General features: G+C 63.1%; 30 protein-coding genes and 1 tRNA gene. 20 read left to right on the plus strand and 11 right to left on the minus strand.

The window, feature by feature from the left end; translation table 11 throughout:
• Positions 1–22: 22 nt before the first annotated feature.
• The 3 genes from tssC to ACRCSW_RS17320 all read right to left on the minus strand — a co-directional run bounded on the left by tssC (position 23) and on the right by ACRCSW_RS17320 (position 3,214).
• Positions 23–1,501 carry a type VI secretion system contractile sheath large subunit gene (gene tssC, locus ACRCSW_RS17310; protein ID WP_438706893.1) on the minus strand — a complete coding sequence of 493 codons (1,479 nt, stop codon included), beginning with the start codon at positions 1,499–1,501 and terminating at the stop codon, positions 23–25.
• Entirely contained in the window at positions 1,501–2,019 is a 519-nt protein-coding gene (tssB, locus tag ACRCSW_RS17315; protein WP_438706894.1) for a type VI secretion system contractile sheath small subunit, read from the minus strand. The genes tssC and tssB overlap by 1 nt, the downstream gene beginning before the upstream one ends.
• 133 nt (positions 2,020–2,152) lie before the next feature.
• On the minus strand, positions 2,153–3,214 hold the full coding sequence (locus ACRCSW_RS17320) for an ImpA family type VI secretion system protein (protein WP_438706895.1): 1,062 nt from the start codon (positions 3,212–3,214) through the stop codon (positions 2,153–2,155).
• Positions 3,215–3,502: 288 nt separating this feature from the next.
• On the opposite strand from ACRCSW_RS17320, the gene tssH reads away from it, so the two are divergent.
• The 5 genes from tssH to ACRCSW_RS17345 all read left to right on the plus strand — a co-directional run bounded on the left by tssH (position 3,503) and on the right by ACRCSW_RS17345 (position 7,738).
• The gene (gene tssH / locus ACRCSW_RS17325; protein WP_438706896.1) at positions 3,503–6,076 is read left to right on the plus strand and encodes a type VI secretion system ATPase TssH; all 2,574 of its coding nucleotides are present in this window, start codon (positions 3,503–3,505) and stop codon (positions 6,074–6,076) included.
• Positions 6,077–6,160: 84 nt separating this feature from the next.
• A complete protein-coding gene (locus tag ACRCSW_RS17330) occupies positions 6,161–6,637 on the plus strand; it encodes an Hcp family type VI secretion system effector (protein WP_438706897.1) in 477 nt (158 codons plus the stop codon).
• Positions 6,638–6,818: 181 nt separating this feature from the next.
• Positions 6,819–7,100 (plus strand): hypothetical protein, encoded by a 282-nt coding sequence (locus tag ACRCSW_RS17335; protein WP_438706898.1) that lies wholly within the window; start codon positions 6,819–6,821, stop codon positions 7,098–7,100.
• A 47-nt stretch (positions 7,101–7,147) separates the two neighbouring features.
• The gene (locus ACRCSW_RS17340; protein WP_438706899.1) at positions 7,148–7,276 is read left to right on the plus strand and encodes a hypothetical protein; all 129 of its coding nucleotides are present in this window, start codon (positions 7,148–7,150) and stop codon (positions 7,274–7,276) included.
• A 123-nt stretch (positions 7,277–7,399) separates the two neighbouring features.
• Positions 7,400–7,738: a hypothetical protein gene (locus tag ACRCSW_RS17345; protein WP_438706900.1), complete on the plus strand. Its 339-nt coding sequence runs from the start codon at positions 7,400–7,402 to the stop codon at positions 7,736–7,738.
• 205 nt (positions 7,739–7,943) lie between these two features.
• On the opposite strand, the gene ACRCSW_RS17350 is transcribed toward ACRCSW_RS17345, so the two are convergent.
• Positions 7,944–8,018, minus strand: a tRNA-Gln gene (locus tag ACRCSW_RS17350).
• Between the two features lie 112 nt (positions 8,019–8,130).
• Between ACRCSW_RS17350 and ACRCSW_RS17355 the strand changes: the two genes are divergently transcribed.
• Both ACRCSW_RS17355 and ACRCSW_RS17360 read left to right on the plus strand, forming a co-directional pair.
• Entirely contained in the window at positions 8,131–9,306 is a 1,176-nt protein-coding gene (locus tag ACRCSW_RS17355) for an NAD(P)/FAD-dependent oxidoreductase (protein WP_438706901.1), read from the plus strand.
• A gap of 202 nt (positions 9,307–9,508) precedes the next feature.
• Positions 9,509–9,925, plus strand: coding sequence for a RidA family protein (locus ACRCSW_RS17360; RefSeq protein ID WP_438706902.1), 417 nt, complete (start codon positions 9,509–9,511; stop codon positions 9,923–9,925).
• 56 nt (positions 9,926–9,981) lie between these two features.
• Here the strand turns inward: ACRCSW_RS17360 and kdsA are convergent, their stop codons facing one another.
• The 4 genes from kdsA to ACRCSW_RS17380 form a co-directional block, all read right to left on the minus strand.
• Positions 9,982–10,812 carry a 3-deoxy-8-phosphooctulonate synthase gene (gene kdsA, locus ACRCSW_RS17365; RefSeq protein WP_438706903.1) on the minus strand — a complete coding sequence of 277 codons (831 nt, stop codon included), beginning with the start codon at positions 10,810–10,812 and terminating at the stop codon, positions 9,982–9,984.
• Between the two features lie 19 nt (positions 10,813–10,831).
• On the minus strand, positions 10,832–12,523 hold the full coding sequence (locus ACRCSW_RS17370; protein ID WP_438706904.1) for a capsule biosynthesis protein: 1,692 nt from the start codon (positions 12,521–12,523) through the stop codon (positions 10,832–10,834).
• Positions 12,510–13,160 (minus strand): ABC transporter ATP-binding protein, encoded by a 651-nt coding sequence (locus ACRCSW_RS17375; RefSeq protein ID WP_438706905.1) that lies wholly within the window; start codon positions 13,158–13,160, stop codon positions 12,510–12,512. The genes ACRCSW_RS17370 and ACRCSW_RS17375 overlap by 14 nt, the downstream gene beginning before the upstream one ends.
• Before the next feature lie 118 nt (positions 13,161–13,278).
• Entirely contained in the window at positions 13,279–14,502 is a 1,224-nt protein-coding gene (locus tag ACRCSW_RS17380; RefSeq protein ID WP_438706906.1) for a Na+/H+ antiporter NhaA, read from the minus strand.
• Positions 14,503–14,721: 219 nt separating this feature from the next.
• On the opposite strand from ACRCSW_RS17380, the gene ACRCSW_RS17385 reads away from it, so the two are divergent.
• From ACRCSW_RS17385 to ACRCSW_RS17415, 7 genes are all read left to right on the plus strand, one after another.
• Positions 14,722–15,342 carry an NUDIX hydrolase gene (locus tag ACRCSW_RS17385; RefSeq protein ID WP_438706907.1) on the plus strand — a complete coding sequence of 207 codons (621 nt, stop codon included), beginning with the start codon at positions 14,722–14,724 and terminating at the stop codon, positions 15,340–15,342.
• Between the two features lie 116 nt (positions 15,343–15,458).
• Positions 15,459–16,046, plus strand: a complete 588-nt coding sequence (locus ACRCSW_RS17390) for a uracil-DNA glycosylase family protein (protein ID WP_438706908.1) — start codon at positions 15,459–15,461, stop codon at positions 16,044–16,046.
• Entirely contained in the window at positions 16,043–16,579 is a 537-nt protein-coding gene (locus ACRCSW_RS17395; RefSeq protein ID WP_438706909.1) for a chloramphenicol phosphotransferase CPT family protein, read from the plus strand. Before ACRCSW_RS17390 ends, ACRCSW_RS17395 begins: the two co-directional genes overlap by 4 nt.
• Positions 16,580–16,603: 24 nt before the next feature.
• Positions 16,604–17,377, plus strand: coding sequence for an SseB family protein (locus ACRCSW_RS17400; protein WP_438706920.1), 774 nt, complete (start codon positions 16,604–16,606; stop codon positions 17,375–17,377).
• Between the two features lie 265 nt (positions 17,378–17,642).
• Positions 17,643–18,107, plus strand: coding sequence for a 50S ribosomal protein L13 (gene rplM, locus ACRCSW_RS17405; RefSeq protein ID WP_137112580.1), 465 nt, complete (start codon positions 17,643–17,645; stop codon positions 18,105–18,107).
• Between the two features lie 2 nt (positions 18,108–18,109).
• Positions 18,110–18,592, plus strand: coding sequence for a 30S ribosomal protein S9 (gene rpsI / locus ACRCSW_RS17410; RefSeq protein WP_438706910.1), 483 nt, complete (start codon positions 18,110–18,112; stop codon positions 18,590–18,592).
• 278 nt (positions 18,593–18,870) lie between these two features.
• Entirely contained in the window at positions 18,871–20,766 is a 1,896-nt protein-coding gene (locus tag ACRCSW_RS17415) for an acyltransferase family protein (RefSeq protein WP_438706911.1), read from the plus strand.
• A gap of 50 nt (positions 20,767–20,816) precedes the next feature.
• Here ACRCSW_RS17415 and ACRCSW_RS17420 read toward each other — a convergent pair whose 3' ends face one another.
• Together ACRCSW_RS17420 and ACRCSW_RS17425 are read right to left on the minus strand one after the other, a co-directional pair.
• Complete coding sequence (locus ACRCSW_RS17420) at positions 20,817–21,230, minus strand: Ohr family peroxiredoxin (RefSeq protein ID WP_438706912.1); 414 nt, start codon at positions 21,228–21,230, stop codon at positions 20,817–20,819.
• 5 nt (positions 21,231–21,235) lie between these two features.
• Complete coding sequence (locus ACRCSW_RS17425) at positions 21,236–21,802, minus strand: ester cyclase (RefSeq protein WP_438706913.1); 567 nt, start codon at positions 21,800–21,802, stop codon at positions 21,236–21,238.
• A gap of 138 nt (positions 21,803–21,940) precedes the next feature.
• On the opposite strand from ACRCSW_RS17425, the gene ACRCSW_RS17430 reads away from it, so the two are divergent.
• Positions 21,941–22,546: a TetR/AcrR family transcriptional regulator gene (locus ACRCSW_RS17430; RefSeq protein WP_438706914.1), complete on the plus strand. Its 606-nt coding sequence runs from the start codon at positions 21,941–21,943 to the stop codon at positions 22,544–22,546.
• A gap of 50 nt (positions 22,547–22,596) precedes the next feature.
• Here the strand turns inward: ACRCSW_RS17430 and ACRCSW_RS17435 are convergent, their stop codons facing one another.
• Positions 22,597–22,800, minus strand: a complete 204-nt coding sequence (locus ACRCSW_RS17435) for a DUF1127 domain-containing protein (protein WP_438706915.1) — start codon at positions 22,798–22,800, stop codon at positions 22,597–22,599.
• Between the two features lie 118 nt (positions 22,801–22,918).
• On the opposite strand from ACRCSW_RS17435, the gene ACRCSW_RS17440 reads away from it, so the two are divergent.
• From ACRCSW_RS17440 to ACRCSW_RS17460, 5 genes are all read left to right on the plus strand, one after another.
• Entirely contained in the window at positions 22,919–24,295 is a 1,377-nt protein-coding gene (locus tag ACRCSW_RS17440; RefSeq protein ID WP_438706916.1) for a PLP-dependent aminotransferase family protein, read from the plus strand.
• A gap of 143 nt (positions 24,296–24,438) precedes the next feature.
• Complete coding sequence (locus tag ACRCSW_RS17445; protein WP_438706917.1) at positions 24,439–24,699, plus strand: hypothetical protein; 261 nt, start codon at positions 24,439–24,441, stop codon at positions 24,697–24,699.
• A 146-nt stretch (positions 24,700–24,845) separates the two neighbouring features.
• On the plus strand, positions 24,846–25,715 hold the full coding sequence (locus ACRCSW_RS17450) for an ABC transporter permease (protein WP_438706918.1): 870 nt from the start codon (positions 24,846–24,848) through the stop codon (positions 25,713–25,715).
• Entirely contained in the window at positions 25,712–26,521 is an 810-nt protein-coding gene (locus ACRCSW_RS17455) for an ABC transporter permease (RefSeq protein WP_438706919.1), read from the plus strand. The genes ACRCSW_RS17450 and ACRCSW_RS17455 overlap by 4 nt, the downstream gene beginning before the upstream one ends.
• Before the next feature lie 23 nt (positions 26,522–26,544).
• On the plus strand, positions 26,545–26,680 hold a 136-nt coding region (locus ACRCSW_RS17460), incomplete at its 3' end, for an ATP-binding cassette domain-containing protein (RefSeq protein WP_438706921.1).

Here is a 26,680-nt window from a genome sequence, read left to right on the forward strand (position 1 = left end):
ATATGATGTCGAGGCGCCCATTTCAGGTCTTTTCGGGAATCCGCGCGACCATTCTAAGCGATGTCGTCAGCTCTTCCATCTGCAGCCACGGACGCATCCAGGCCACGGCGTTGTAGCTGCCGGGCTTGCCGGGGATCTCCTCCACCTTTATGCGGGCATCGCGCAGCGGATATTGCGCGCGCATCTCGGGCCCCGCGGTGTCGTTGGAGTTGACGTAGTTGTTGATCCAGCGGTTCAGCCATTCTTCGCAGTCCGCCGCCTCCATGAAGGACCCGATTTTGTCGCGGCCGATCACCTTGAGGTAATGCGCGAACCGCGAGGTCGCCATGATGTATGGCAGCCGGGCCGAAATCGCAGCATTTGCCGTCGCTTCGGGCCGGTCGTATTTGGCCGGTTTGTGGGTCGTCTGGGCGCCGAAGAACACGGCGTAGTCGGTGCTCTTGTAGTGGCAGAGCGGCAGGAATCCCATATTCGCCAGTTCTGCATCGCGCCGATCGGTGATGCCGATTTCGGTCGGGCACTTGATGTCGACGTCGCCCTGATCCGTCGAGAAAAGGTGCATCGGCAGACCATCGACCCGCCCACCGTTTTCGGCCCCGCGGATGGCCGTACACCAACCGGTGTCAGAGAAGGCCGCCGTCAGGCGGGTTCCCATGACATAGGCCGCGTTCATCCAGCAATAGTTGTTGTGCGGGATGCGGTCGCCCTCGAAGGCAGCGGCTTCATCGTAATCGAACTCGTCCACCGTCCGGGTGTTCGGGCCGTAAGGCATCCGCGCAAGAACCCGCGGCAGGGTCAGCGCCACGAACCGGGAATCGTCGCTTTGGCGGAAGCTGCGCCATTTGGCGTACTCGGTGCTGTCAAAGATCTTTGAAAGATCGCGGGGCTTTGACAGTTCGGTGTAGTCGTTGAAGCCGAAAAGCTTCGGGCTTGCCGCCGAGATGAACGGGGCAAAGGCCGCAGCCGAGACCTGGCTCAGGCTTTGAAGGCATTCCAGATCTTCAAAGCTGTTGTTGAACTCATAGTCGCCGATCAGCGCGCCGATAGGCTCGCCCCCCGGTGTTCCGAATTCGTCTTCATAGATCGCTTTGAAAAGCCGCGACTGGTCGAACTCGACCGCCTTCGACAGATCCCGGCCAAGCTCTTTCTTCGTCGCATTCAGAACCCTGATCTTCAGGTTGGAGCTGGTGTTGGACTCCATGACCAGATGATGCAGCCCGCGCCAACTACCTTCCAGCGCGCCGAATTCCTTCGACTGCATGATCGCCGCAAGCTGCTTCGAGATGCGCGCGTCGATTTCCTCGATCGCCTTGGTGAGGGTGATCGTAAGATTGCGGCTGTAGGTGACCGTGCCCGACAGGGCAGCATCGGTCAGCGTCTGCAAAAGCTCGGTCGTGCGGTCAGGTTCGGTCTGGCGGGTAGCACCGATCACCTGATCAAGAAGGCTCCGCTCCGCCGTCAAGACATCATTACTGACTTTCTTTTCAACATTTGCGGCCATCAGACTTTCTCCCCAGCATTGGCGGCACGGGCCTTAAGCTCGTCCACCAGCCGCCTTACGGCCTCGTTGTCCTGCAGGACGCCCTCAAGAAGCTTCTCCAGCTCTTCAGAACGGTCGGCCTTTGTCAGCAGGTCACGCAGCTGATTGCGGCTTTCCAGCAGCGCCTTCAGCGCCGGCACCTGCGCGACGACCTTGGCGGGTTCGAAATCGTCCATCCCGCCGAACTTCAGGTTCACCCGCAGCAGGCTGTCGTCATCGCTGAGCGTGTTTTCGACCTGGAAGTTAAGCCCGGGCGTCATCCGCGCCATGACGGCATCGAAATTGTCCTTGTCGATCTGCACGAACTTCCGTTCGCCGAATGGCCGGAGTTCTTCGGTCGGCTGTCCCGAGAAGTCGCCCAGGACGCCGACCACAAAGGGAAGCTCCTTCTCGACCATCGCGCCTTCCGTCTCGACATCGTATTTGATGTGGACACGAGGCTTGCGCACTTTTTCCAGCTTTTTGTGGATACTTACCATGTGGTTCTCCAGCAAAGTGAATGGGTGGGAAGATCAGGCGTCGTCGTCGCAGCCGACCGGGCGGACACGGGTCCGAAATCGCTCCTTGTGTGATCGCCCGGGCGGGAAACAGGATTGTGACAGGGTCGGTCGGTCATGAGCCCCCTTGCTCTCGCTTCGGCGCATCCCGAATTCCTGCCGTCGTCATAACGGCTTGGCGCGTGCTTTCGTCGGGGATCAGCTCCTCCAGCAGCGACGGGAAGTCCATCCGCCCACGGCGGACAAGCGTCTCGATGCTGTAGCTGATCGGCGAATGCGGCTCGGCCTTCCGGAAATAGGCGGCGATCCGGAGCAGTTCATCGAAAGCCTGCTCGCGAGAGCCGATCTGACCCGACATCGCCGCGCTGGGGGCAGGGTGCGGCGCAGGCGTGTCGTCGTTTCTTGCGGGAAGGGCCGCCAGAGGTGGCTGGGCATCCAGCCTGGCAAGTCGGCGAATGGTCCGTTCGGTATCATCGAGAACATCGATGATCTGAGTGAAGGGCGGTGCTTTCGCTCCTGCAAAACTCGACAGCACCTCGTCACATTCGCGGACTGCCGAAATGGCTGCCAAAACCTCGGCGTGGTGGGCGCGCATCGCCTCCTGGCCCGCCTCAATGACCGCCTGCTCGACTTTGTCGGCGGCTCTATCGCTCTCGACATCCCACAAGGTCAGATGCCCGTAGGATCCCTTGGGCACCAGTGACACCAGGCGCAGCGGCTGGATGAGCGACCCCTCACGGCCCACGCCGTTAAGCCCGGCAATTGCTGCGAACTGGTCGTCCTCGTCCGACTCCGGCAAAGGATGAAGCGCTGTGCCGTAGTCCCGAACCAGATCGGCGATCAGGCCCATCGACCGCGCCAGCCCGGCGTGTCCGTCGATCCGTGTCTCTGCTTCGGCAAGCCAGACCAGCACTTCTGTATCCTTGCTTTCCTCGCTCAGGATTTTCCGGGCCAGATCGCGCACGGTCATCCACTCAGGGCATAGATCTAGGCTCTGCTGGCCGGGGTCGGCGACTTCCCGCCGACGCTCCTCTCGCCGCGCCAGCGAGCGTGCATCGCGAAGCATCCGATAGCTGGACTGGCCGTCCTCGACGGTACGGAAGTCCACACCTGTTGGCGCTGCCGGGCTGATCGGCTTGCGCATCAGGTGGTCGGGTGTCAGCCGGAGATGCCTCAATAGTTCCTCCAAAACCGCAGAAAAACCAACGAAAACTCGCTCTTAAGCTGTATACGCTCGACGCGCTACTGCACCATCAACGTGAAACCAGAAGGCGAGTTGGCACATTTCGTCTAGTCGGGAATTGCAATCTTGCGCGCTTGTCCCATCTATGGTTTGCCATATTGGCGACGTGATGAAAACACCTTGCTGCCTTGAAGCGCAAGGCAGGTTTTCAAGCGCTCTGCGTCGATTGGATTGTTGGTCTGCAAAGAAAGTGGTGGGATCTTGGCCATTATAGATTTGCATATGTTGATCCAACGTCTTGATACGCCGATAGCTTTGGCGTTGGAGAATGCAGCGGGGCTCGCCGTCAGGAACGGCAACCCGACTGTCGACATCGAGCACTGGCTAAGCGCGCTTCTTGCGATGCCCGATTGCGAGGCCCTTTTGGAGAGGTGCGGGGTCAACCCGAATGCAGTTCGCGCAGAGGTTGAGCGAGCGGTAAAAATAGCTGATCGCGGCGCCTCAGGTGCGCCCTCGATGTCGCAATCTCTGGTTGCATTGGCCCGGGAGTCGTGGGTCGCAGCTTCTTTGCGATTTTCCCACAGAAAGATCACAGTTTCTGTACTGTTCCTGACGCTGGCCAGCGATACCGATCTACGCTCTGCCTTGCGACGCGTGGCGCCTTCCATGCTGCAGATCAACCTCTCGGAACTCGAAGCCCTGGCCGCTGCACAACCCGTAACGGCGGAAGATGCACCCGGTCCCGCGCGGAAGGCCGCGCCCCATGCAGGCGAGGACTTCCTGGCCGCCTACGCAACCGACCTCACCGAAGAGGCTCGCGCAGGCAGGCTCGACGCGGTGGTGGGCCGCGATGCCGAACTGCGGCAGATGGTCGATATCCTGATGCGCCGTCGGCAGAACAACCCGATTCTCGTCGGCGAGGCTGGTGTCGGCAAGACCGCCATCGTCGAGGCCTTCGCCCTGATGATCGCCGATGGCAAGGCCCCGTCCCGCCTGGCCGACGTGGCGCTTTGCACGCTGGACCTCAGCCTTCTGCAGGCTGGCGCCGGCGTGAAGGGAGAATTCGAGCGCCGCCTCAAGGGCGTGCTGGATCAGGTCAAGGCCTCCGAACAGCCGATCATCCTCTTCGTGGACGAAGCCCATACCCTCATCGGCGCGGGCGGCAGCGCGGGGCAGGGGGACGCTGCGAACATCCTCAAGCCCGCGCTGGCGCGGGGCGAGCTGCGCACCATCGCGGCCACCACCTGGGCGGAGTACAAGAAGTACTTTGAAAAGGACCCGGCCCTCACCCGCCGCTTCCAGACCGTGAAGGTCAACGAGCCCGACATCGAAACCGCCGTCCGCATGCTGCGCACCGTTGCCCCCCGTTTCCAGAAGCACCACGGCATCCCGATCCGTGACGCCGCCGTCCGCGCGGCGGTCGAACTATCCGCCCGCTACATCCCCGAACGCCAGCTGCCTGACAAGGCCGTCAGCCTGATCGACACCGCCGCCTCCGCCGTTGCCATGAGCCGCGAGACGACCCCGGAAGAACTGGCCCGCCATCAACGCGAAGCCGCGCATCTCCGCGTCGAAATCGACGCCCTCGCGCTGGAACCGGCAGTACCCGGACTGCCCGCGCGACTGCGGGAACTGAACCAGGCGCTGAAGACCGCCGAAACGCAGGCCCAGGCCGTTGAAAAGCGACTCGCCGAACAGACCGAACTTGCCAACGCCGCCGATGCCCTCGAAGCGGACACCGGGGAAGACTCCCGCCGCCGCCTCGTCGACGCCGAGCGCAGGCTCGCCAAGGCCGCAGGCGAAGCGCCCCTGATCCACCGCGTCGTCGACGCCGAGGCCGTCGCCGCTGTCGTCGCCCGCTGGACAGGTGTCCCGACCGGCCGTCTCATGCGCGGGCAGATCGAGGCCGTCTCCCAGCTTGGCGGACGGATCAAGACCCGCATCCTCGGCCAGGACAACGCCGTCGACGCACTCGCCGAAGCGATGCGCGTCGCCCGCGCGGGCCTCCGCGACGAACGCCGCCCGCAGGGCGTGTTCCTGATGATCGGCACCTCCGGCGTGGGCAAGACGGAAACCGCTCTCGCCCTGGCCGATGAGCTTTACGGCGGCCCCTCAGGCCTGACCGTGATCAACATGTCCGAGTTCAAGGAGGAGCACAAAGTCTCGCTCCTCATGGGCTCTCCCCCCGGCTACGTCGGCTACGGCGAAGGCGGCGTGCTGACCGAAGCGGTCCGGCGCAGGCCCTACGGCGTGCTGCTTCTGGACGAGATCGACAAGGCGCATCCCGGTGTGCAGGACATCTTCTATCAGGTCTTCGACAAGGGAACCCTCCGCGACGGCGAAGGCCGCGACGTCGATTTCCGCAACACCACCATCCTGATGACCGCGAACACCGGCACGGATACGCTGGCAACCCTTGCAGAAGACCCCGACACCATGCCGAAAGGCAATGATCTGGCCGAGCTTCTGAAACCGGAACTGCTGGAACGCTTCAAGCCCGCCTTCCTTGGCCGCCTCTCGCTTTTGCCGTTCCTCCCGCTTAGCCACGAGGTTCTGGCGGGGATCGTCGATCTGCAGATCGGGCGCATCGCCGACCGGCTGGAAGCCACCTACAACACCCGTCTCGATGTCAGCGCTGCGGCGCGCTCGGCCCTCGTGAACCGTGCCGAGGCCGGAGACACCGGCGCCCGCGCAATCGAGGCCATGCTGTCACGCGATCTTCTTCCTCGTCTGGCAGATTTTTTCCTGAATTCGCTCGTCGGCGGCAATGTGCCAAAGGCGGTCGAGGTCGACGTCAACGCGGACGCCACCTTTGCGGTGGCAGCGGTTGGTCCGCGCAGGCGTCACGTGAGCTGAGGCATCCGATACCGGGAATTTTCCTGCGGGTGCCTTGAAGTAAGACCGTTCAGTCTTTCCCACAACCAACCTTCGGAGACATAAATGCCAATCTACCTTCAACTTGACGGAATTCCCGGTGATGCGACCCACGAGACCCACAAGGGCTGGATGGACATCGAGTCGATTCACTGGAATGTCTCGCGGAACATGAACACCGCCGCGGGCTCGACCGCCAACCGTGAAGCCTCGGAGCCGACGGTAAGCGAAGTGGTTCTGACCAAGGTCAGCGACTCCTCCTCGACCAAGCTATTTGCCGAAGCCTGCACCGGCCGCACGGGCAAACTGACCACGATCCATCTGGTGACAACCGGAAACCCGGGCGACACCTACATCGAATACAAGCTGACCAATACTCTGGTCGCCAACTATTCGATCGATTCCAACGGTGATCGCCCGGTCGAAACGATCCGTCTGAACTTCACCAAGCTGGAAGTGAAGTACATCCCGTACGACGAAAACCACAAGCCGAAGTCGCCGATGATCTCGTCCTACGATCTGTCGACGACACGCGCGGCCTGACGAGTTGCCATAACATGCCGGGCGGCCAAGTGTCGCCCGGTTCTTCGCAATGGTCCACGCGATCCTGGCCGGCCCGTCTGCTCAGGGACGGTACGAAACCAGGAAGGACTTCGGACGATCTCCCGTCGAGCCTCTGAATCCAATCCGGCTTCATCCTCAAGCACAGGGAGGCACTACGCCCATGGCCGAACCCAAAGCTGACGTACTCCTTGACAGGTTGCTTGTCCGAGCGAACAGCCAAAAGGTAAACTGGATAGCGGGACCGTTGGAAACGATAAGGGCAGCACACCAGGGCGCAATCAAGAACTATGAAAAAACGCTCGCCGACCAGAAGGCGGTCGACGATATGCAAGCCGAAATCGCCATCACCGTCCTCATCGTCGCAGGAGGTGCCGCGCTTTCGATGGCTCCTTCCGCTGCTGTGACACTGGCAACACCGTCGCCCGTCGGATCAACAAGCTGATCGCCGAGGAACACAACGACGGTAAGGTCAAAGGCGGGTCCAAGTTCATGGATGACACCACAATCGTGTCTAGCACCGTGAACGCCAAAGTGATGCGCGCAGCAGATATCGAGGCGCGGCGGCTGATGGCGCTGAACGATCTCGCCACACTTATCCCGATTGCTCAGAAATTCTGATTTCGATGCCATTGGGCACGGTGCGGCATCCCTGCGCGGCGCCCAAGACCTAGGGTCAGGACCCACTGATTTGCTTGAGGCTGCCGCCGCTGCGTGATTCAAGCCGCCGGACTGACGGGGGTGATGACGAGCAATCTTCACTGGCCGACGGACGAGCAGACGGAGCTGATCCTCGGCAATGTACCCCAACCGCTTGATCGGACCCTAATCGCCAATATCGCGACGGCGGCCTCCAGGCTTGATCGGATCAAAGCAGGCAAGACCTACGCGGAGATCGCCAAAGAGGATGGCATCCCGAAGTATCGGGTGCAGCAAGCGATCTGCTACGCCGTCCTCGCACCCGACATCGTCCGGCCGATCCTGCAGGGGCGGCAACCGATTGGTCTTACATCGAAATGGATATTCCACCATCCGCTACCAATGGACTGGGCAGAGCAGCGGGCAGTTATCGCCAGCCTTTGAGCGGCCAGACCATCGGATTGAGATGCGACCACCATCGCAGCTCCGCAAACGCCAGACTGGAAATGGGCACTCTAAGACGCGGGCGACAGAAGCGGCCCGTTAGCACGTTTTCGTGGTCTCAGGTCCTCCGCGTGTCCAGCAAACCGCCGGAAAACGCGCATTATTCTGGTGCCAACCGCCAGACGTCCAAGTGCAAGGAAGTGGTTGGCTGGGGCGCTAGGATTCGAACCTAGGTATGTCGGTACCAAAAACCGATGCCTTACCACTTGGCGACGCCCCAACCGTGCGGCGGTGTTTAGCGAAGGGCCATGGGGCGTGCAAGGGGGCAGTCGGGAATTTTACCGGGCCGGGTGCGCCTTGCCGGGCGTGGCCGGGGCGGGTAGGACGGTGCGATGAACTGGGACGCGATCATCCTTGGCGCCGGGGCCGCCGGAATGATGGCGGCCATCGAGGCCGGGCGGCGGGGCCGTCGGGTTCTGATCATCGACCATGCGAAGGCCCCCGGCGAGAAGATCCGGATCTCGGGCGGCGGGCGGTGCAATTTCACCAACCTCCAGATCGCGCCGGAGCGGTTTCTGTCGCAGAATCCTCGCTTCGCGCTGTCGGCTTTGAAGCGGTTCACGCAGTGGGATTTCATCGGCCGCATCGATGCCGCCGGGATCGCCTGGCACGAAAAGACGCTCGGGCAGCTTTTCTGTGACGGGTCGGCAACGCAGGTCATCGCGATGCTGGTCGCCGATATTGAGCGCGCGGGCGTGACGCTCTGGCTTGACTGCACCCTCGGCGCGGTGCGGCGTGAGGCGGAGGGGTTCGCGGTTGAAACCTCGCGCGGGCTGCAGACCGCGCGGGCCGTGGTGGTGGCGACGGGGGGCAAGTCGATCCCGAAGATGGGGGCGACGGGGTATGGCTACCGGGTGGCGGAAAGCTTCGGGCTTCCGATCGTCGAGACCCGGCCCGCGCTCGTGCCGCTGACCTTCGCCGAGCACGAACTGGCCTGGATGCGGCCGCTGGCGGGAGTGTCGGTGCCGGGCCGGGTGTCCGCTGGCAGGGTCGGTTTTGACGAAGCGCTTCTCTTCACGCATCGGGGGCTTTCCGGACCTGCGGTGCTCCAGGTCTCCAGCTACTGGCGTGAGGGTGAGGCGATTTCGATCGACCTCTTGCCGGGGCGCGATGTTGGGGGCGAGCTTAGGGCGGCGAAGGCCGGGCAGGGCAGGGCGGCCTTGCGGACGGTGCTGGGGCGGTGGCTGCCCGAACGGCTTGCCCGGCATCTGGAAGAGGCGGCGGGCGTGGCGGTGCCGATGGCGGAGCTTTCGGGGGCGGCGATCGACCGGGTGGCGGCGGGAATCGGCGAGTGGCGGCTGACCCCCGTCGGGTCGGAGGGCTACCGGACGGCGGAGGTCACGCTGGGCGGCGTGGATACCGCGGCGCTGGACGGGCGGACGATGGAGGCGAAGGGGGTGCCGGGGCTTTACTTCATCGGCGAGGTCGTCGACGTGACGGGTTGGCTAGGGGGGTACAACTTCCAGTGGGCCTGGTCGTCGGGCTGGGCGGCCGGGCAGGCGATTTGAAGTTGTCCCACGGTGGGACAAATTGAGAAGTGTATTTATTTCAAATGGTTGTATACTCGTTTACTGGGCGTTTACCCTGATCGCGGAGGATTGGCGCCCCGTCCTGGCGGGCGCCGGTTGTCGAGGGTTTCGGATGTCGGCCTGGAGCCCAAGCGGCCAATGAGGTTGGCCCCTAAGCTTGACGGGTCAAGGAGGGCTAGACATGCAAATTGGTTTTGAGGTCGACGACGTTTGGCGGGCCCGTGGTCGCGGTTTCCAGATGGGGGCAGTGCAACAGGATGGCATTGTCATTCACTTGACTGGGCAGGTTTCTTGGTCAGCGAACGAGGAGATCGTCGGCAAAGGCGACGTCGAAGTGCAAACCCGCCAAATTTTCAGTAACATTTCGAAGTTGCTGAGAAGAGTTGGAGGCGATCTATCAGATATCGTTGCGATAACGACCTACTTCACAGATCGTTCGCAGTTGCCCATCATCCAGAAAGTTCGAACAGAGTATCTGACGGCTGGTCAAGAGCCGGTTTCAACGTCCGTAATGGTCGCAGGTCTTGGACACGAGGACTTCCTGGTCGAGTTGACGCCGATCGCAGTCATACCCAAGCAGCGTTTCGTCAACCCGTAGCGAACGTCCGCTTCCTCCCGCTAAAGCTGTCATTCGACGGCAGTCGCTTCAGCCCCTCACACCCGTATCGGATCGGCCTTCGCCAGCCGGTCGAAGGCCATCAGGCTTTCCACCAGCGCAGGCATCGCGCGGAGGGGGATCATGTTGGGCCCATCCGAGGGCGCTACGTCCGGGTCCTCATGCGTCTCGATGAAGACCCCTGCAATGCCAAGCGAGACGGCTGCGCGGGCCATGACCGGGGCAAACTCACGCTGGCCGCCGGAACTGTCGCCCTGGCCGCCGGGCTGCTGGACCGAATGGGTCGCGTCCATGATCACCGGCCAGCCGGTCTGTGCCATGATCGGCAGGCTCCGCATGTCGGCCACCAGCGTGTTGTAGCCGAAGCTGACCCCGCGTTCGGTCAGAAGGATGCGGCTGTTGCCGGTGCTTTCCACCTTGGCCGCCACATTGGCCATGTCCCAAGGGGCAAGAAACTGGCCTTTCTTGATGTTCACCACCGCCCCCGTCTCACCCGCGGCGAGTAAAAGGTCGGTCTGGCGGCAAAGGAAAGCGGGGATCTGTATGACGTCGACGACCGTCGCTGCCTCGCGCGCCTGGGCGATGTCGTGGATATCGGTCAGGACCGGGATGCCGGTGGCCCGGATCGCCGCCAGCACTTTCAGCCCCGCCTCGATCCCAAGGCCACGGCGGCCGGTAAGCGAGGTGCGGTTCGCCTTGTCGTAGCTGGCCTTGAAGACGTATTGCGCACCCGCCGCGGCGCACACCCTGGCCATTTCGCCCGCGATCATCTGCGCGTGATCCAGGCTTTCCAGCTGGCACGGGCCCGCAATCACCAGAAGCGGGCGGTCGTTGCCGACGGTGAGCCCGCCGATCGAGACTTCCTTCATGCGCATCCTCAGCCTGATGTCAGGACGAGACCTGTTCCCGCAGGATCGCGGCGGTCATCGAGACCATGAGGTAAATGCCAAGCAGGATCAACATCGTCACGATGGTATTCTCGAAGGCCCGGGGAAAAGCGGCCTCATCGGGCGGGATCGGGCTTACAGACAGCGACAGATAGCGCACCTGACGGTTGGCTTCGACCCGTGCGGTTTCCATCGACTGCAGCGCCTGGGTCAGAAGCATCTGCCGGGTCTGCAGGTCCGACTGTGCCACCAGAAGCTCGCCCTGGACTTCGGCCAGGCTGGTCTCGCCGACCGCCTTTTCGGTCATCCGGCCCCGGAGCACGGCGATTTCCGCTTCAAGCGTGGCGATCCGCTGCTTGATCGGCTCCATCCGCGCCTGGTTCGGCTCGGGGTTGGCTTCCATCTGGGCGAGCGACAGTTTATCCTGCGTCAGCTGCGATTCAAGATTGCCGATCTGACCGACGAGAAGCCCGACCTCGGTTTCCGACGACAGGACCTTGAACTTCTCCTGCAGCTCGACCAGCCGGCGCTGCGATGCGCTCAGTTCTTCTTGTGCCTTGTCATAGCCTTCCTGCGCATCCTTCATCTGATCCGCGCGCAGGCGCTGCGTCAGATGGTCAACCTGTTCTTCGGCGTATGAGATAAGCTGCTCGGACCAGCGCGCCGCGACCTGGGGGTCGGTGGCGATCACGTCCATCCGGATCACGCCTTCCGTGGTATCGAACGAGATCTTCAGGAACTTCCGGTAGACCTTGTAGGCGGCCTCAAGGCTTGCATCCGGGGCCAGCCGCTGCAGCGCGTCGATCTTCAGGTCCTGGAAATGCTCGCGGAAGCCGAGATCGGATTCCAGCCGTCCCATCGCCTCACGCGATTGCAGATAGCCCTGCACGGCAATCGAATCCTGCGAGGTGGCAAAGGCGGTACCGGAAAAGAGCCCGCCCATCGCTCCGCCGCCCCCTGCAGGCCCGGCCTGCTGGATGACGAACTCTGACCGGACCGAAAACATCGGCGTGGCGATGACGTAGAAGTACCAGCCCGCAAGGAAGGTCGGCAGGAAGACGAAGGCGAAAAGCCTGCCGGCGAGGAGCGCAAGCCGACGGCGGCGGCGGCGCGCGATGTCTTGCTGCATCCGCAGGATTTCGGCGGCCTGGTTCACTTCGGCCCGCTGCTGCGTCGATGGGAGCGGGGTCGGTTTCGTCCTCTCGGGCAGGTTCACGGTATCGCCTGGAAGGCGGGTCAGCTCGCGGCTTTGCGGCGCGGGCCCGTCAAGCTTGGGTTGCGGATCGGTCTCGGGGCTCACGATATGCAGCATCGAGGCGCGCGAGAACGGATCGATCCCGGCATCGCGCAGAATGCGGACGGCGTCGAACTCGGACCGGGGCTGGAAGCCGCGTTTCTGCGCGATCAGGAGGGCGCGGCGAAGCTGGCGACTGGTGTGCCCTTCGTCCATGATGGCCTGAATTGCGGCCGCGACCTCATCTTCCTGCGAGCGCGGGACGCGGTGGAGCGTCGCCGAGGCGGTGGCAGGTGCTGCGGTCTCGGTCGCCGGCCGGTCTTCGGGCCGCTTGAAATCGAGATTGCCGAACCCGTCGTCGTGATTGTCGAAGAGATGTTCACCCGACGCCGGTTCGGGCGCGGGAACAGGCCGCTCGACCGGGCGGATGTTGTAACGGGCGGCCTTAGGTGTAGTCATAAAGACGTTTCGCTTCTTCGAGGGTCTCGAACTGATAGAGCCTGCCGTTCTTCAGCACGGCGGCTGAACGGCAGAACTTCTCCAGCGTCTTGGGAGAGTGCGAGACGATGACGACGGTCGATTTCTTGAGCCGTTCCTGCAGGATGTTGCCGGCCTTGCGGTTGAATTCCACGTCGGCGGTGGCGGGCATGCCTTCGTCGATGAGGTAGATGTCGAATTCGATCGACAGGAGCAGCGAGAACGAAAACCGCGACCGCATGCCGGAGGAGTAGGTGGCCAGCGGCATCTCGAAGTATTCGCCCAAGCCGCAGACCCAGCGGCAGAAGCTTTCGACATAGTCCGGGTCAAGCCCGTAAAGCCGGGCGATGTAGCGGCAGTTTTCCTTGGCCGAGTGCTTGTTGTTCACGCCGCCCATGAAGCCCAGCGGAAACGACACGCGCGAGGTCTTGCGGATGGTGCCTTCGTCGGGTTTTTCCAGCCCGGCCATCATGTTGATGATCGTGGTCTTTCCGGCACCGTTGCCCGCCAGGATGCCAAGCGAATTCCCAAGGTCCACCCGGAACGAGGCGCGGTCCAGGATGACCTTGCGCTGGGTCCCGGTCCAGAACGATTTTGAGACTTCGCGAAACTCGATCATCTTTGCCTTTGCCCCGGAAGGCGGGGCGCCTCGGGTTCTGAGTACGGGCGTACCGTTAACATCTGGTTTGCGGCCTTAAAAGGGCCGGACCGGGGAATGGGCGGGGAGAGGGTGCGGGTCACGGGGATTTGCGCAACGAGGGCGCGCGGTAAAGGAGGAGCGCCAGCGGCCCCGCCAGAAAGCTTAATGCAAGCCCAAGCCGGGCCGCTTCCTGCATCGCGCCGCCGGGAAGTGCTGCTTCAAGGCTGAGAACGGGCACGGTGAAGGCCATCGCCATGATCACGATCATCTTCAGGATATCACGCAACGTAATGCCGTGCGGCAGCCTGAGGCCAAGCCCCGCCGCAAGGCCGAGCCCCAGGATCAGCATGCCGAACGGCCGGCCAAGCCATAGCGCGGCAAGTGTCGTGACGGTCGTCGGCGCGAAGGCCCAGAGGTCGACCCCGCCGCGGGTCAGGCCGAAGAGGAACAGGACCAGCGTGATCGGCCAGACCAGTGCATGGACAAGGCGGTTCAGCGGATCCTGCAAGAGCTCTTCAACTTCGGCAAAAAGCCCGAAGCTCCGGTCGGCATGCGCGATCACCGGGATGACCGGCAGAAGGCCCAGAACGGGCGGCAGCCCCGAGGCCGCAACGCCGATCCACGAAAGACAGCCCGCGACGACATAGGGGAGGAGCTGCTGCCGAAGCCGCCGCTGGCGTTCGGGCGCGTCGGCGGGCGGGTCCCGTCCGAAAAGCGCCCAGGTCGCCAGGGCTGCGGCAAGCGGCAGGATAAGCCAGAGAAGACGCACAGAGGCATCCACCTGGCTAAGGCCAAGGATCAGAAGCGCCAGGATATCGGTCGCGATCGACAGAAGCAGCAGAAGGTGCAGCGCCGGGTGACCGGGGCCGAAGACCCGTCTCCCGACCAGATAGCAAAGGACCACATCCGTCCCAAGCGGAACCTGCCAGCCGGTGGCGAAACCGGCTTCCTCGGCGGTCTCGACCAGGCTGCCCACAACGAGCCATGTCAGTCCCGCCCCAAGGAGGCCTCCGAAGGTCAGCCCGGCTGGCAAAAGCGCCTGCCTCCCCTTGAGGGCACCGCGTTCCAGCGTCAGGGCCTCCCAAAGCTCCTTTCCGATGAAGAAAAGGAAGAGGGTCATCAACCCGTTCGCGACAATCGACATCGGCGTCAGGCTGATCGGCAGGGGCGCCAGCCAGCCGGGCAGGTCGAGATCGAGAAGCCGCCATTCGATGGTGTCGTAGTAGGTGGCAGGCGACAGGTTGACCCAAAGCGTCGCAAGACCCGCGCCGCCGAGAAGCGCCTGGGCAAAACGGGGCACGAATGAGGAAACGCGGTACATCGGGGTGCACTCGGAGCGGGGCGGTATGACTGTGGTGTGCCCCGGATTGCCGCGTGCCGCAATGGGGGCTTGGCCGGCAGGGCTTGTCGTGCGCGTATGCCGTGCTGGCGGTGGGTTTATTTGAGTGTCTGCTGAGCGGGAGGGATCGGTCGTTCACGGGTTGCGTTCGGTGGCCCGCAAAATGATGATACTTGTAGAATTGGCAGGTGAGGGGCGGCGATGGAAGATATCTGGCTTCAATACGCAAAGCGTCTTCATGCCCTGGCTTCTACTGGCGCGACCTATGCCAAAGACCGCTATAATCTTGAACGTTATCAAGAGATCGGTCGAATGGCTGTCGAGATGATCGCGAACCTCGGCACGGTGCCAGTCGACCGGGTTCAGGAACTGATAGGGCCGTTTGCTCAGGGCTACGCGACACCGAAAGTGGATGTCAGGGGTGCCGTATTTGTCGATGGCCGGGTTCTACTGGTTCGGGAGCGGACAGACGGCCGTTGGTCGCTTCCCGGCGGGTTCGCAGATGTGGGGCTGTCGCCCGCCGAGAATGTCTCCAAGGAAATTCGCGAGGAGACCTGCCTGGAGGTGAATGTGGAAGCGCTCATCGGTGTTCGCCACAAGGCAAAAGGGCCATACGAGCCGGATGCAAGAGACTTCTACAAGCTTTTCTTTGCCTGCACGGTGACTGGCTCGTTCGATGGCCCGCGCGATCCTGACATTGTCGAGCATGATTTCTTCGGGCTTGCCGAAATACCTCCGCTTTCGCTTGGGCGGACATCGAACGAGGATGTCGAGATGGCGTTTGCGCATCATCGCGAATTGGGTCGAGCATTCTTCAACTGAGGCAGCCTTGCATGCGCATTCATATCCGCATCAGGCTCGAAGCTGTCATTTGAACTGAGCCATCAAGACAGGGGCAGGGGCTTGCGCGTCACCGTCCGGCGGGGCAGCCTTTTGCGATGGGGCTTCCAGAGGACATCCGGGGATGCCGGCTTTGCACCGAGCGGTTCGCCGCGACGGCGACGGCACATCAGCCCCGACCGGTGGTCTGGTTCCGGCCCGGCGCCCGGCTTCTGATCGCAGGCCAGGCCCCCGGTGCGCGGGTCCATGAAAGCGGGCGGCCCTTCACGGACCGCTCGGGCGACCGGTTGCGCGACTGGACGGGGCTGTCCGAGGCCGAGTTCTATGACCTCACCCGGGTCGCCATCGTGCCCATGGCCTTCTGCTTTCCCGGCTACGACGCGAAGGGGGCAGACCTGCCGCCGCCCGCGATCTGTGCGGCCACCTGGCGGGACCCGGTGATGGCGGCCCTCGGCGCGGTGCGTCTGACGCTTCTCGTCGGAGGTGCCGCGATCCGCTGGCACCTCGGCGCCCGCGACGTCACCGCGGCCGTGGCCGATTGGCGTGGGCCTGCCGCGCGCGGCGTCTTTCCCTTGCCGCATCCCTCGTGGCGGAATACGGGGTGGCTGAAGCGCAACCCGTGGTTCGAGGCCGAGCTTCTGCCGGTACTGCGCGCGCGGGTGCGGGAGGTGATGGAGACGGAATGACGCGGGTTATCGTTCTGAACGGTGTGGGAAGCGTGGGCAAGTCATCGCTGGCGGCCGCCGTTCAGGCGCTGAGCGAAGGGCCGCTACTGCATGTCGCGATGGACAGTTTCCTGGAAATGCTGCCGGAGAAGCTTAAGGATCACCCCGACTGGATAAGCTATGTCATGGTGGACGACAGGGTCGAGGTTCAGGTCGGGCCGGTTGGCGCTCGGTTGCTGGACGGCATGCTCGGGGCGGTCGCTGCGCTGGCCGACGCGGGGTGCGACCTGATCTTTGATGCGGTGATGGATCGGGAACGGGTAGCGGCTTGCCGCGCGCGGCTTCAACCGTTCGACGCGGTATTTGTCGGGCTTGTCGCGCCGCTGGAGGTCATCGAGGCCCGAGAGGCACAGCGCGGCGATCGGAAGATCGGTCTGGCGCGAGCACAGCATGGCCGGGTGCATGTGGGGGTCGACGACGACCTTACGCTCGACATGGCGGAACTGACGCCGGAGGCGGCGGCACGGGTTCTTTGCGAAAGGTTCGGGCTATGAGTGGGGCAAGGGATGTCTGAACTGGTGACCTTTCTCGACGCAGCCCATGCCGCCGTTTCGGCCGACCCCGAGAACGAGGCGCTGCGGCTGCGGTTCTTCGAGCGGCTGGCGGATGGCGAGATGGTGATCCTTCTGGAGCGGGAGGCGGTGGGGGAGAGCCTGGAGCCAAAGGTCTTCGAGCTGGAGGAGGGGCCGGTGGTCCTGGTCTTTGACCGGGAAGAGCGGCTGGCGGCCTTCACCGGCGGGATCGCTCCCTATGCGGCACTTCCAGGGCGGGTGATCGCGGGGATGCTGAAAGGGCAGGGGATTGGCCTCGGGGTGAACCTCGGGGTGGCGCCGTCGTCGATGCTTCTGCCGCCCGAGGCGATGGACTGGCTGGCCGAAACGCTGGATGGGGGTCCCGAAGAGGTCGAGGCGCTGCCGGTCGAGTTTCTGCCGCCCGCGGTCCCCGAGGCGGTGATCGCGGCTCTGGATGCGAAGCTGGCGAAAGCCGGTGGCCTTGCTCCGGCCGCGGTCCTATGTGCGGTTGTCTATCGTGGCGGGCGGCGCGGCCATCTGCTCGGGTTTCTGGACGCGGTTGAGGGTGCGGAGGCGGCGCTGGCGCGGGCGATGCGCGAGGCGCTGGTGTTTTCGGGGGTCGAGGCGGGGGAGCTGGACGTCGTGTTCCTCGGGTCGGCCGATGCGTCCGCCGCGGCGATGACGCGGGTGGGCCTGCGGTTCGATCTGCCCGCGCCGGAAGTGCCGGTTGCACCTGCAGCGCCAGGGCTCGACCCGTCGCGCCCGCCGAAGCTGCGGTGAGGAAATCGAGCGCCTTCGGCGCGAAGACTTTTTGTCTCGCCTCTGGCCTGCGGCCAACCGGCTCGGGGTTTTGCGCGCCGCGCGGGGATATCTGAGCAAAGATGAAAGCTGAAGTGTTGGGGTATAATGATACCGTTATTGTAAGCTATTGTTTATATGTAGTTTATTATTGTCTCAATGCCTTGACGGGGTGACTGGCTTCAGCGATAAGCCCGCATCCGAGATTCCAGGGGCGCCTTTGCCCCTTCTTCATTGGGAAGCTACGATGAAAACCTTCACCGCTACTCCGGCGGACATCGAGAAGAAGTGGATCCTGATCGACGCCGAGGGCGTTGTTCTGGGCCGCCTTGCCACGATCGTCGCCAATATCCTGCGCGGCAAGAACAAGCCGACCTTCACCCCCCACATGGACATGGGTGACAATGTCATCGTCATCAACGCCGATAAGGTGCAGATGACGGGCAAGAAGCGCGACGACAAGGTCTACTACTGGCACACCGGCCATCCGGGCGGCATCAAGCAGCGGACCGCGCGTCAGGTGCTGGAAGGCGCCCACCCCGAGCGTGTCGTCGAAAAGGCCGTCGAGCGCATGATCACCCGCAATCGCCTTGGCCGTCAGCAGATGACGAACCTCCGCGTCTATGCCGGTGCGGCGCATCCGCATGAGGCGCAACAGCCGACCGTTCTGGACGTGAAAGTCCTGAACCCGAAGAACACCCGGAGCGCGTGATCATGGCCGATATCAAATCTCTCGATGACCTGAAGTCGGCCGTCGGTTCCGCCCCCGCCGCCGTGGAAGCGGCTCCGCGGGTTCCGGTCCGCGACAAGCTGGGCCGCAGCTACGCCACGGGCAAGCGCAAGGATGCGGTCGCCCGCGTCTGGGTCAAGCCCGGTTCGGGCAAAGTGACCGTCAACGGCAAGGAAATGGCGGTCTACTTCGCCCGTCCGGTGCTGCAGATGATCCTGAAGCAGCCCTTCACCGTTGCAAACGTGGAAGGCCAGTTCGACGTCTATGCGACCGTTGCCGGTGGCGGGCTTTCGGGCCAGGCCGGTGCCGTGAAGCACGGGATTTCCAAGGCGCTCCAGCTTTATGAGCCCGCTCTGCGCGGCGCCCTGAAGGCCGCAGGCTTCCTGACCCGCGACAGCCGTGTGGTCGAGCGCAAGAAGTATGGCAAGCCGAAGGCCCGCCGCAGCTTCCAGTTCTCGAAGCGCTAACCTACGCGCTGAGGCGCACCCTATGGATCGGAACGGCCCGCCCCTGGCGGGCCTTTTCGTTTGTCCACGGTGGACAGACCCGCCACGCCTATTGAGATCAATGGTTTGCAGGTCGGTGATTTCGAAAGCGTTAATGATTGGTCGCTCCCGGCGCACTGCGGTTTCCAAGTCAACGCTGGCTTTGCTGAGCCGGTGACGATATCTCGAAAGCGCCTTTCCGCTATTGTTTGCTTTCAAATCTGATATTGGCAAAACAATTCGCGGCGCAGGGCAGTATCTTGAACTATCGCAAGGAGATCGACGGGCTGCGCGCAGTAGCGGTGCTTCCGGTCATCCTTTTCCACGCAGGGTTCAGCGCATTTCCGGGCGGCTATGTCGGCGTTGACGTCTTCTTCGTCATCAGCGGCTATCTGATCACCGGCATCCTGATCGACGAGATCAGACGCGGCGAGTACTCGGTGCTCAGGTTCTACGAGCGTCGCGCGCGGCGTATCCTGCCCGCGTTGTTCGGCGTTCTGCTGATCTGCATCCCGTTTGCGTGGATGTGGCTGCTGCCCGAACAGCTTTCCGATTTCGCCGCAAGCCTGGCCTCGGTTCTGGTCTTTATCTCGAACATCTATTTCATGAGCCAGGTCAGTTATTTCGCGCCTACGGCCGAGCTCCTGCCCCTGCTGCATACTTGGAGCCTGGCTGTCGAGGAGCAGTACTATCTGCTTTTTCCGCTGATCGTCGCGGGTTCGTTGCGGTTCGGTTTACGGGCGCTATTTGCCGTTACGCTGATCCTGACGCTGTCCAGCCTTGCGCTGAGCGAAGCGGGCCTGAGGATGGAACCGGGGCGGAACTTCTTCTTCACCCTGTCTCGGTTCTGGGAACTTGGAGTCGGCTCGCTTTGTGCGGTGGTATCGGTCTGGCGCAGCGAGCTTCGGAACGGCCCGCTGGCCATTCTGGGTCTGATGCTGATCCTGGGGGCCGTGTTCCTGTATGGCCGCAGTGTTCCTTTTGCCGGGCTTTATGCGCTGGTCCCGGTATGCGGCGCCGCACTCATCGTGTTGTTCTGCCGTGCAGACACATTGGCCGGGCGGATGCTGTCGCATCCCTTTCCGGTCGGCATTGGGCTGATCAGCTACAGCGCTTACCTCTATCATCAGCCGCTCTTTGCCTTTGCGCGGATACGCAGCGCCGAGGAACCGGGGCTTGTCCTGCTGTCCGTCCTTTGCCTGGCTTCGCTTGGGCGTGGTTGGCTAAGCTGGCGGTTCGTCGAGCGCCCTTTCCGCGGCGCGAGGGCGACGATCCTTCCCTACCGGCGCCATTTCGGTGCCGTCTTCGCGGCGACTGCCTCAGCGCTTTTTGTGGTCGCCGTCGCCATCTACGCCAAAGACGGCTATCCGGGCAGGGTGGTCGAGCGGTTCGCCGGCGAGATCGGTAATGACGCGTTCTTTCGCGATGCTGAGGAACGCTTCTATCCCTGCACGCCTGATGAGCTTTTCAAGGCTACGCTACGGTATGAGGGCAGACCCCGGTGCCTTCAAAGCCGGCCGGACCAACCCGCAACGGTTGCGGTCGTTGGCGATTCCCATGCCGAGCATCTTTTTGCCGGGATTGCTGGATCGATGCCCGACGATGTCGTGGTGATCTACCTGCAGGACACAGTCCCATTCCGCAGCGCCCCTGAAATGCAGGACATCTATGCCGAAATCGAACGCAATAAGAACCTGAAGACCGTCGTTTTCGCGATGCATTGGCCAAGGCGCTTTGCCGCGTTCGATGATGAAGTGGCGTTCCGCACCGAACTTCGCTCCACGCTGTCCGGTCTGCAGCATCTTGGCGTCATGGTCCTTGTGGCCGGGGATCTGCCCTGGTTTGTGTCAGAGCCGCCGAACTGCAAGTATGAGGTTTTTGAAGGAAACCTTCGCTACTGCACCGCCGAAAGAGCGGATTCGATCGAAGCTAAACGCAGTTATGGGCCGATCCTTGCAGATGTGACATCCAAACTTGGTATCCCGCTGGTTCCGGTCCGCGATCTGTTCTGCGACGACGATGCCTGTTCGATGGTGCGGGACGGGGTGATCCTCTACCGCGACAGCAACCACCTGAACACTTCCGGCGCGGAAGTTGTCGGCGCAAAGGTGGCGGAGGAAGTCCTGTCCGAGCGCCGCAGAGCTGATGCACCATGAGGAAGATGGGCCGGTTGCCCGGCCCAGTCAGGGAAAACGTAGAGAACGGGTCAGGCCCTGACAATCTCTGGCGTGATCACCTGTTTCATCGCGTTGGAATAGGCGCAGATGCGGCGGGCCTCGGTGATCACACGGTCGGCGTCGGCATCGGTCAGGCCGGACAGGGTGACCGACAGGGCCGGGATCACTCCGAACGCGCCGTTGTCGTCGACCGTCAGCTTCACCTCTGCCGCGACCCCGATGCCCGAGGGCGCAAGTCCCATCCCGCGCGCCGCATGCGCCAGCGACGAGGTGAAGCAGGCCCCGAACCCGGCGGCGAAAAGCTGCTCGGGGTTGGTGCCGTTGCCCGAACCGCCGATGTCCACCGGCAGCGCGAGGGCCAGGTCAAGCTTGCCGTCATCCGACCGGGCGGTGCCGTCGCGGCCGCCGGAGACGGTGACGCGGGTGATGTAGAGTGTTTTCATCGCGATCACCGGTCGGCAGGTTGGGCGGCGAGGTCGTAGAAGACCTGCGGCATGCCCTGCACGCCAAGCTGGGCAAAGGCGCGGGGCCAGTCGAACTGGTCCCAGTGTTCGTAAAGCTGGCCGTCGCGCACCGTCCAGACGTCGATGGCGTCGAACTCCAGCTTCTGGCCGGTTGCTTCGATGCCCAGAAGCGGGGCGCCGGTCAGGGTGCCTTCCCAGGTCCAGCGGGTGACGACCCGGTCTTCGGTCGCGAACACGTCATGCAGCGTAAAGCGCGCATCCGGCATCGAGGCGTAGATCGCCGGGATGAAGTCGATCAGGCCCTGCCGCCCCTCGGGCACCAGCGGGTTGTGCTGGATGTAGTCCTCGGCCACCAGGATGTTCAGCATCTCGATCCGTTTGGCCTGATCGGCTTCGTTCAGCATCACCTCTGAAAAGCTGCGGCCGAGCCATTCGTTGTAGGCAACCGTGCCGGGCGCATCCGGGGGTGGCGGAAGGAGGTCCTGGGCAAAGGTGGGGCCAGCCAACAGAAAGACGGCCGCGAAAGCGGCAAAGGGCGCAAGTCGGGTCATTTTCATGGTTCCAGCGGTCGGGCGCCGACCGGAGCGGAGACGGCCATCCGCCTCTCGCTCCGAATAAATGATCAATCGATCACAAACAAGATCGGATGAGGCTTGATGCGTGATCGATCGATCACTATACTGTGAGACATGGCCCGACCTCGTGCATATGACCCCGATGATGCCGTGACCGCCGCGATGCGGGTGTTCTGGCAGAAGGGCTACGTGGCGACGTCGATGTCGGACATCTACGCGGCGACGGGCCTGAAGCCGGGGAACCTCTATGCGACCTTCACCGACAAGGAATCGCTCTTCCGCCGCGCGTTCGAGGCCTATGGCGCCCAGTTCCGCGCGACCCTTCCGCAGGACCGCAGGGGCCTGCGCGCGATAGGTGACTGGCTTGATGTGCAGGCCCGGCTGGCCTCTGAAGACCCGGACAGAAAGGGCTGCCTGATCGTCAATACGCTTGCGGAACGCGAGGCGCTCAGCCCGGAAACCCAGGCGCTTGCCGATACGCGGCTGGCGGAGATCAAGGATTTCTTCGCCGGTGCGCTGCGCGAGGCCCGGTCAGACGGTGAACTTGAAGCCCACGTTGATCTTGCGGCGACGGCTGACTTCCTTACCGGTTCGGTGCTTGCGATCATGGCCCTTGGCCGGGCGCGTGCGCCCGAGGAAATGATCTGGAACATGGCGGCGACGGCGAAAGAGGCCTTGAAGGGCCCTGGTTCGAGCAGGCCAAAAAAAGGGCCGGTGTGACCCGGCCCAGTCAGGGGTAAGAGCGAAGAACGCTCGGGGAAAAGGGGCGATCAGGGCTGCCAGAAGGGCTTGGCGCATTCGATCTGCGCTTCGTCGCGCGTGAGGCCGATATCGTGCAGAAGATGAAGGTCGAGATTGCCCAGCTGGGCGCGGTCGCGGCGGCGTGCGGAAGCCTGGACAACAAACCGGGTGATGCGCGCGACAAGCCCGGTCGGGCGGCGCAGGGGAAGGGTCTGGATATGGCTCTGGGGCATTTTTGCCTCCTTCGATTTGTATTGATGCAATAGGAATTGGTTGGTAGACACAATCTACACGGACCGCACAATGAGTCGCCAGAGGATTATTGTGACTGATACAAGTTGGGCGCCTACCTTGAGTCAATTTCCCGGCCCGAAGTATCTGGCCCTGTCGCGGGCTTTGCGTGATGCGATCCGCAGCGGCGAATTACCCGAGAATTCTCAATTACCTACAGTGCGCGACCTGGCCTGGCGGCTGCACCTGACGCCCGGCACGGTGGCGAGGGCGTATCAGCTGGCGACGCAAGAGGGGCTTCTGGCGGCAACGGTGGGCCGCGGGACCTTTGTGGCGGCACAATCGCCGCGCCTAGGTCCGACGCAGGCATTGTATACCGAACGGATCACTGGCGGCACCACGGGGCTTGTCGACCTCCGCCCGCCGCAGGTGCCAGAGGTGGGGCAGGCCGAGGCGTTCCGGGCAGCACTTCTGGAGATGGCGGGGACGACGGGGCAGGGGTGGCTCGACTACACCAGCCAGATGGGCGAGGCAGCGCTTCGGGCCGAGATCGTGGGCTGGATGGGCGACCGTATCCTGGGGCCCATCGCGCCGGAAGACGTGACGCTGACCCATGGCGGGCAGAATGCGATCCACCTGATCTTCGACTGCTGCCTGCGCGGCGAACGCCCCGTGGTCCTGATCGAGGAACTGGCCTACCCCGGCTTCCGCTACGCCGCCCGCGCAGCCCGTGCCGAAGTCGTGCCGGTCGAGATCGACGAGCACGGGATCGTCCCCGAAGCGCTGGAGGCCGCCTGCCGCCGTCATGGCGCGCAGGTCCTGTGCCTGACGACCGAAGCGCAGAACCCCTCGACCGGTCGCATGCCGGTGAAGCGGCGGCAGGCGATTGCCGAGATCGCCCGCGCCTACGACCTCCAGATCCTCGAAGACGACTGCTATTCCGTGGCGGAGAGCACGATCCCGTCGTTGCGCGCGCTGGCGCCCGAGCGTGTCTGGCTGGTCGGCAGCGTCTCGAAGACGATCTCGGCCGCGCTCCGCTTCGGCTATGTGATCTGCCCGGCGGGGATGGGCGAGGCCGGTCGCCTCACCGCCCAGCACGGCTTCTTCGCCCTCTCCCGCCCCGTCGCGGACCTCATGCTCCACCTCTTCCGCTCCGGCGCCGCCCGCGACATCCGCGCCCGCGTGCAGGCCGAGTTCGCCGAGCGGCAGAAGATCCTCGTCAACCACCTCGGCGCCTTCGATCTTGGCTGGCAGCCCGGCGTGCCCTTCGTGTGGCTGCGCTTGCCCCTCGGCTGGCGTGCGTCGACCTTCCTTCGCACCGCCGAGGCGAAAGGGGTCCTGGTCCGCTCCGCCGACGAATACGCCGTCGTCCACGGCCGCGCCCCGAATGCGATCCGCATCGCCATCGCCGCCAACCTCTCGCGCCCGGCATTCGAGACCGCCATACGCACCCTGGCCGAGCTTCTCGCCAAGCCGCCAAGCGACCTTCTGGTCTAGGCCAACTGACGCCGGGGCAGGCTGGAATTCCTGACCTGTTGCAAATGAGACTCGCTCACGCGGAATTGCCCACAGCGGGAGTTGACCCAAGTGGCACATCTGCCTCAGGATTCCCGGACGAGCAGCAATAAGAGAGCCCAAAAATGGGACTACAATCCGCATTCCACGCGCCGCACGGCGGCGCGGATTTTCTTGGTTGGCGCAAAACCCGTCAGGGTGGAACCGAGATCGTCTATGACGACGGTGTCACCCGCCGGATGATCTGGCGCGTTGCGACCAGCGACCCCTCCGAAGCCCGCATTTCCGAGGCCCTGCGCGTCGCCGTAGGCAGTATCCGCGTGGTTCCGACGCTTTACGACGAGCTGAAGAAGCGGGCGATCGCGATCGAGCGCGTGGCGGGCTGACCTCTGCCCAAAGAAATGGCCGGTTCTGTCCCCTTCAAGGGGCAGATGCCGTTTTGCGGTCATCGCCCCTTGCCTAACGCCGCGCAACCCGGCTAGCCTTGAGCGAACAACAAGACTGACACGAGTTCGGTCACTCAGGGGGCAAGATGGCGCAAACGCCAAGTTCCGAGGCCAGGACTGGCCTTAAGCTGATCAGTCCGACAGCGATCTACGTGATTCTGCTTCTTGCGGTGCCGCTGGCGACGGTCCTCCTTTATTCGGTCCTCACCGGCGGGCGCGGCGTCGTCTCGCTGCCCGTCACCGGTGAGAACTACTCCGAGCTCTGGTCGAAGTCGGTCTACGGCTACATCATGTTCAAGTCGCTGATGGTGGCGCTTGCCGTCACTTTCATCACGGTGATGCTGGCCTACCCGGTCGCCTATTTCGTCAGCTTCCACGTGAAACCCGAACGCAAGAGCCTGTGGCTCTTCCTGATCACGATCCCGTTCTGGACCAGCTACATCATCCGCGTCAGCCTCTGGTTCGTGATCCTGGGCTACGGCGGGATCATTGACAGCTCGCTCATGTCCTTGGGCCTCATCGATACCCAGCTGAACATCGCGAGCTACTCGATCCTGTCGATCATCATCGTGCTGGCCCACGCCTATGCGCCCTTTGCAGTGCTGCCGATCTTTGTCAGTCTTGAAAAGGTCGACCGCAGCCTTCTGGAAGCCGGGCAGGACCTGGGTGAAAGCCGCTGGGTCACCTTCCTGCGCGTCACGCTGCCGCTGTCGATGCCGGGGGTGATCGCCGCGGCACTGATCGTCTTCATCCCGACCGTTGGCGACTATGTGACTCCGGAACTGGTGGGTGATGGCAAGGAACCGATGATCGCCAACCTGATCGAGACGCAGCTCCTGAAGCTGCAGAATTACCCGCAAGGCTCGGCCTTTGCCGTGGCCTCGATGCTGATGGTGGGTATCGTCAGCGTGATCTTCGTCCTTTGGAACAAGCGCTACATCGGGGGGCAGAAATGAAGAAGGCTCCCGGGCTGAAAAGCTTTGCGCTGTTCTATCTCTTCTTCCTCTATTTCCCGATCCTGCTTCTACCGATCTTCGCCTTCAACGACAGCCGGGTGGTGGCCTTTCCGCTGCAGGGCCTGACCTTCCAGTGGTTCGGAGAAATGTGGGCCGACCAGAACCTGCGCAATGCGGCCCAGAACAGCCTGATCATCGCGCTTTCAGTTGCGACCCTATCCACCATCCTCGGTATCTTCGCGGCCCGCGCTTCGGTGCGCTACAACTTCCCCGGCAAGGCGCCGATCATGGGGATGATCATGCTGCCGCTGGTCCTGCCCGAGATGATCGTAGCGATGGCGCTGCTCGTCGTGCTGCTGTCGATCGGCATTCCGCTCTCGCTCTTTACGGTGATCATCGGTCAGGTCCTGATCTGCACACCCTTCGCGGTGGCGATCCTGACCTCGGCGTTCCAGTCGCTCGACCGCTCGCTGGAAGAGGCGGCGATGGACCTTGGTGAAACCGCCATCTCGACCTTCCGGCTGATCGTCCTGCCCCTGGTCATGCCCGGCATCCTGGCAAGCTTCCTGATCTGCTTCACCATCTCGTTCGACGAATTCATCATCTCGAACTTCCTTGGCTCGGGGCAGCCGATCCTGTCGGTCTACATCTTCGGCCAGTTCCGCTTCCCGGCCAAAGTGCCCTCGATGCTGGCGCTTGGCACCGTGCTTGTTCTCTTCTCGATCATCCTGCTCGGCGTGGCCGAGTACTTCCGTCGTCGCGGCATTGCCAAGGCGGGGGGCAACGCTTCCGGAGGCTTCCTGTGACCGCAACCGACGACCGCCCGACCATGATCGAGTTCAAGGACGTCCATAAGTATTATGGCGACTACCATGCGCTCCGGGGCATCAACGGCACGATCAAGGCGGGGGAGTTCTTCTCGCTTCTTGGCCCATCGGGCTGCGGCAAGACCACGCTTCTGCGCA

The sequence above is a fragment of the Tabrizicola sp. genome (assembly GCF_051645465.1).
Lineage (GTDB): Bacteria > Pseudomonadota > Alphaproteobacteria > Rhodobacterales > Rhodobacteraceae > Tabrizicola.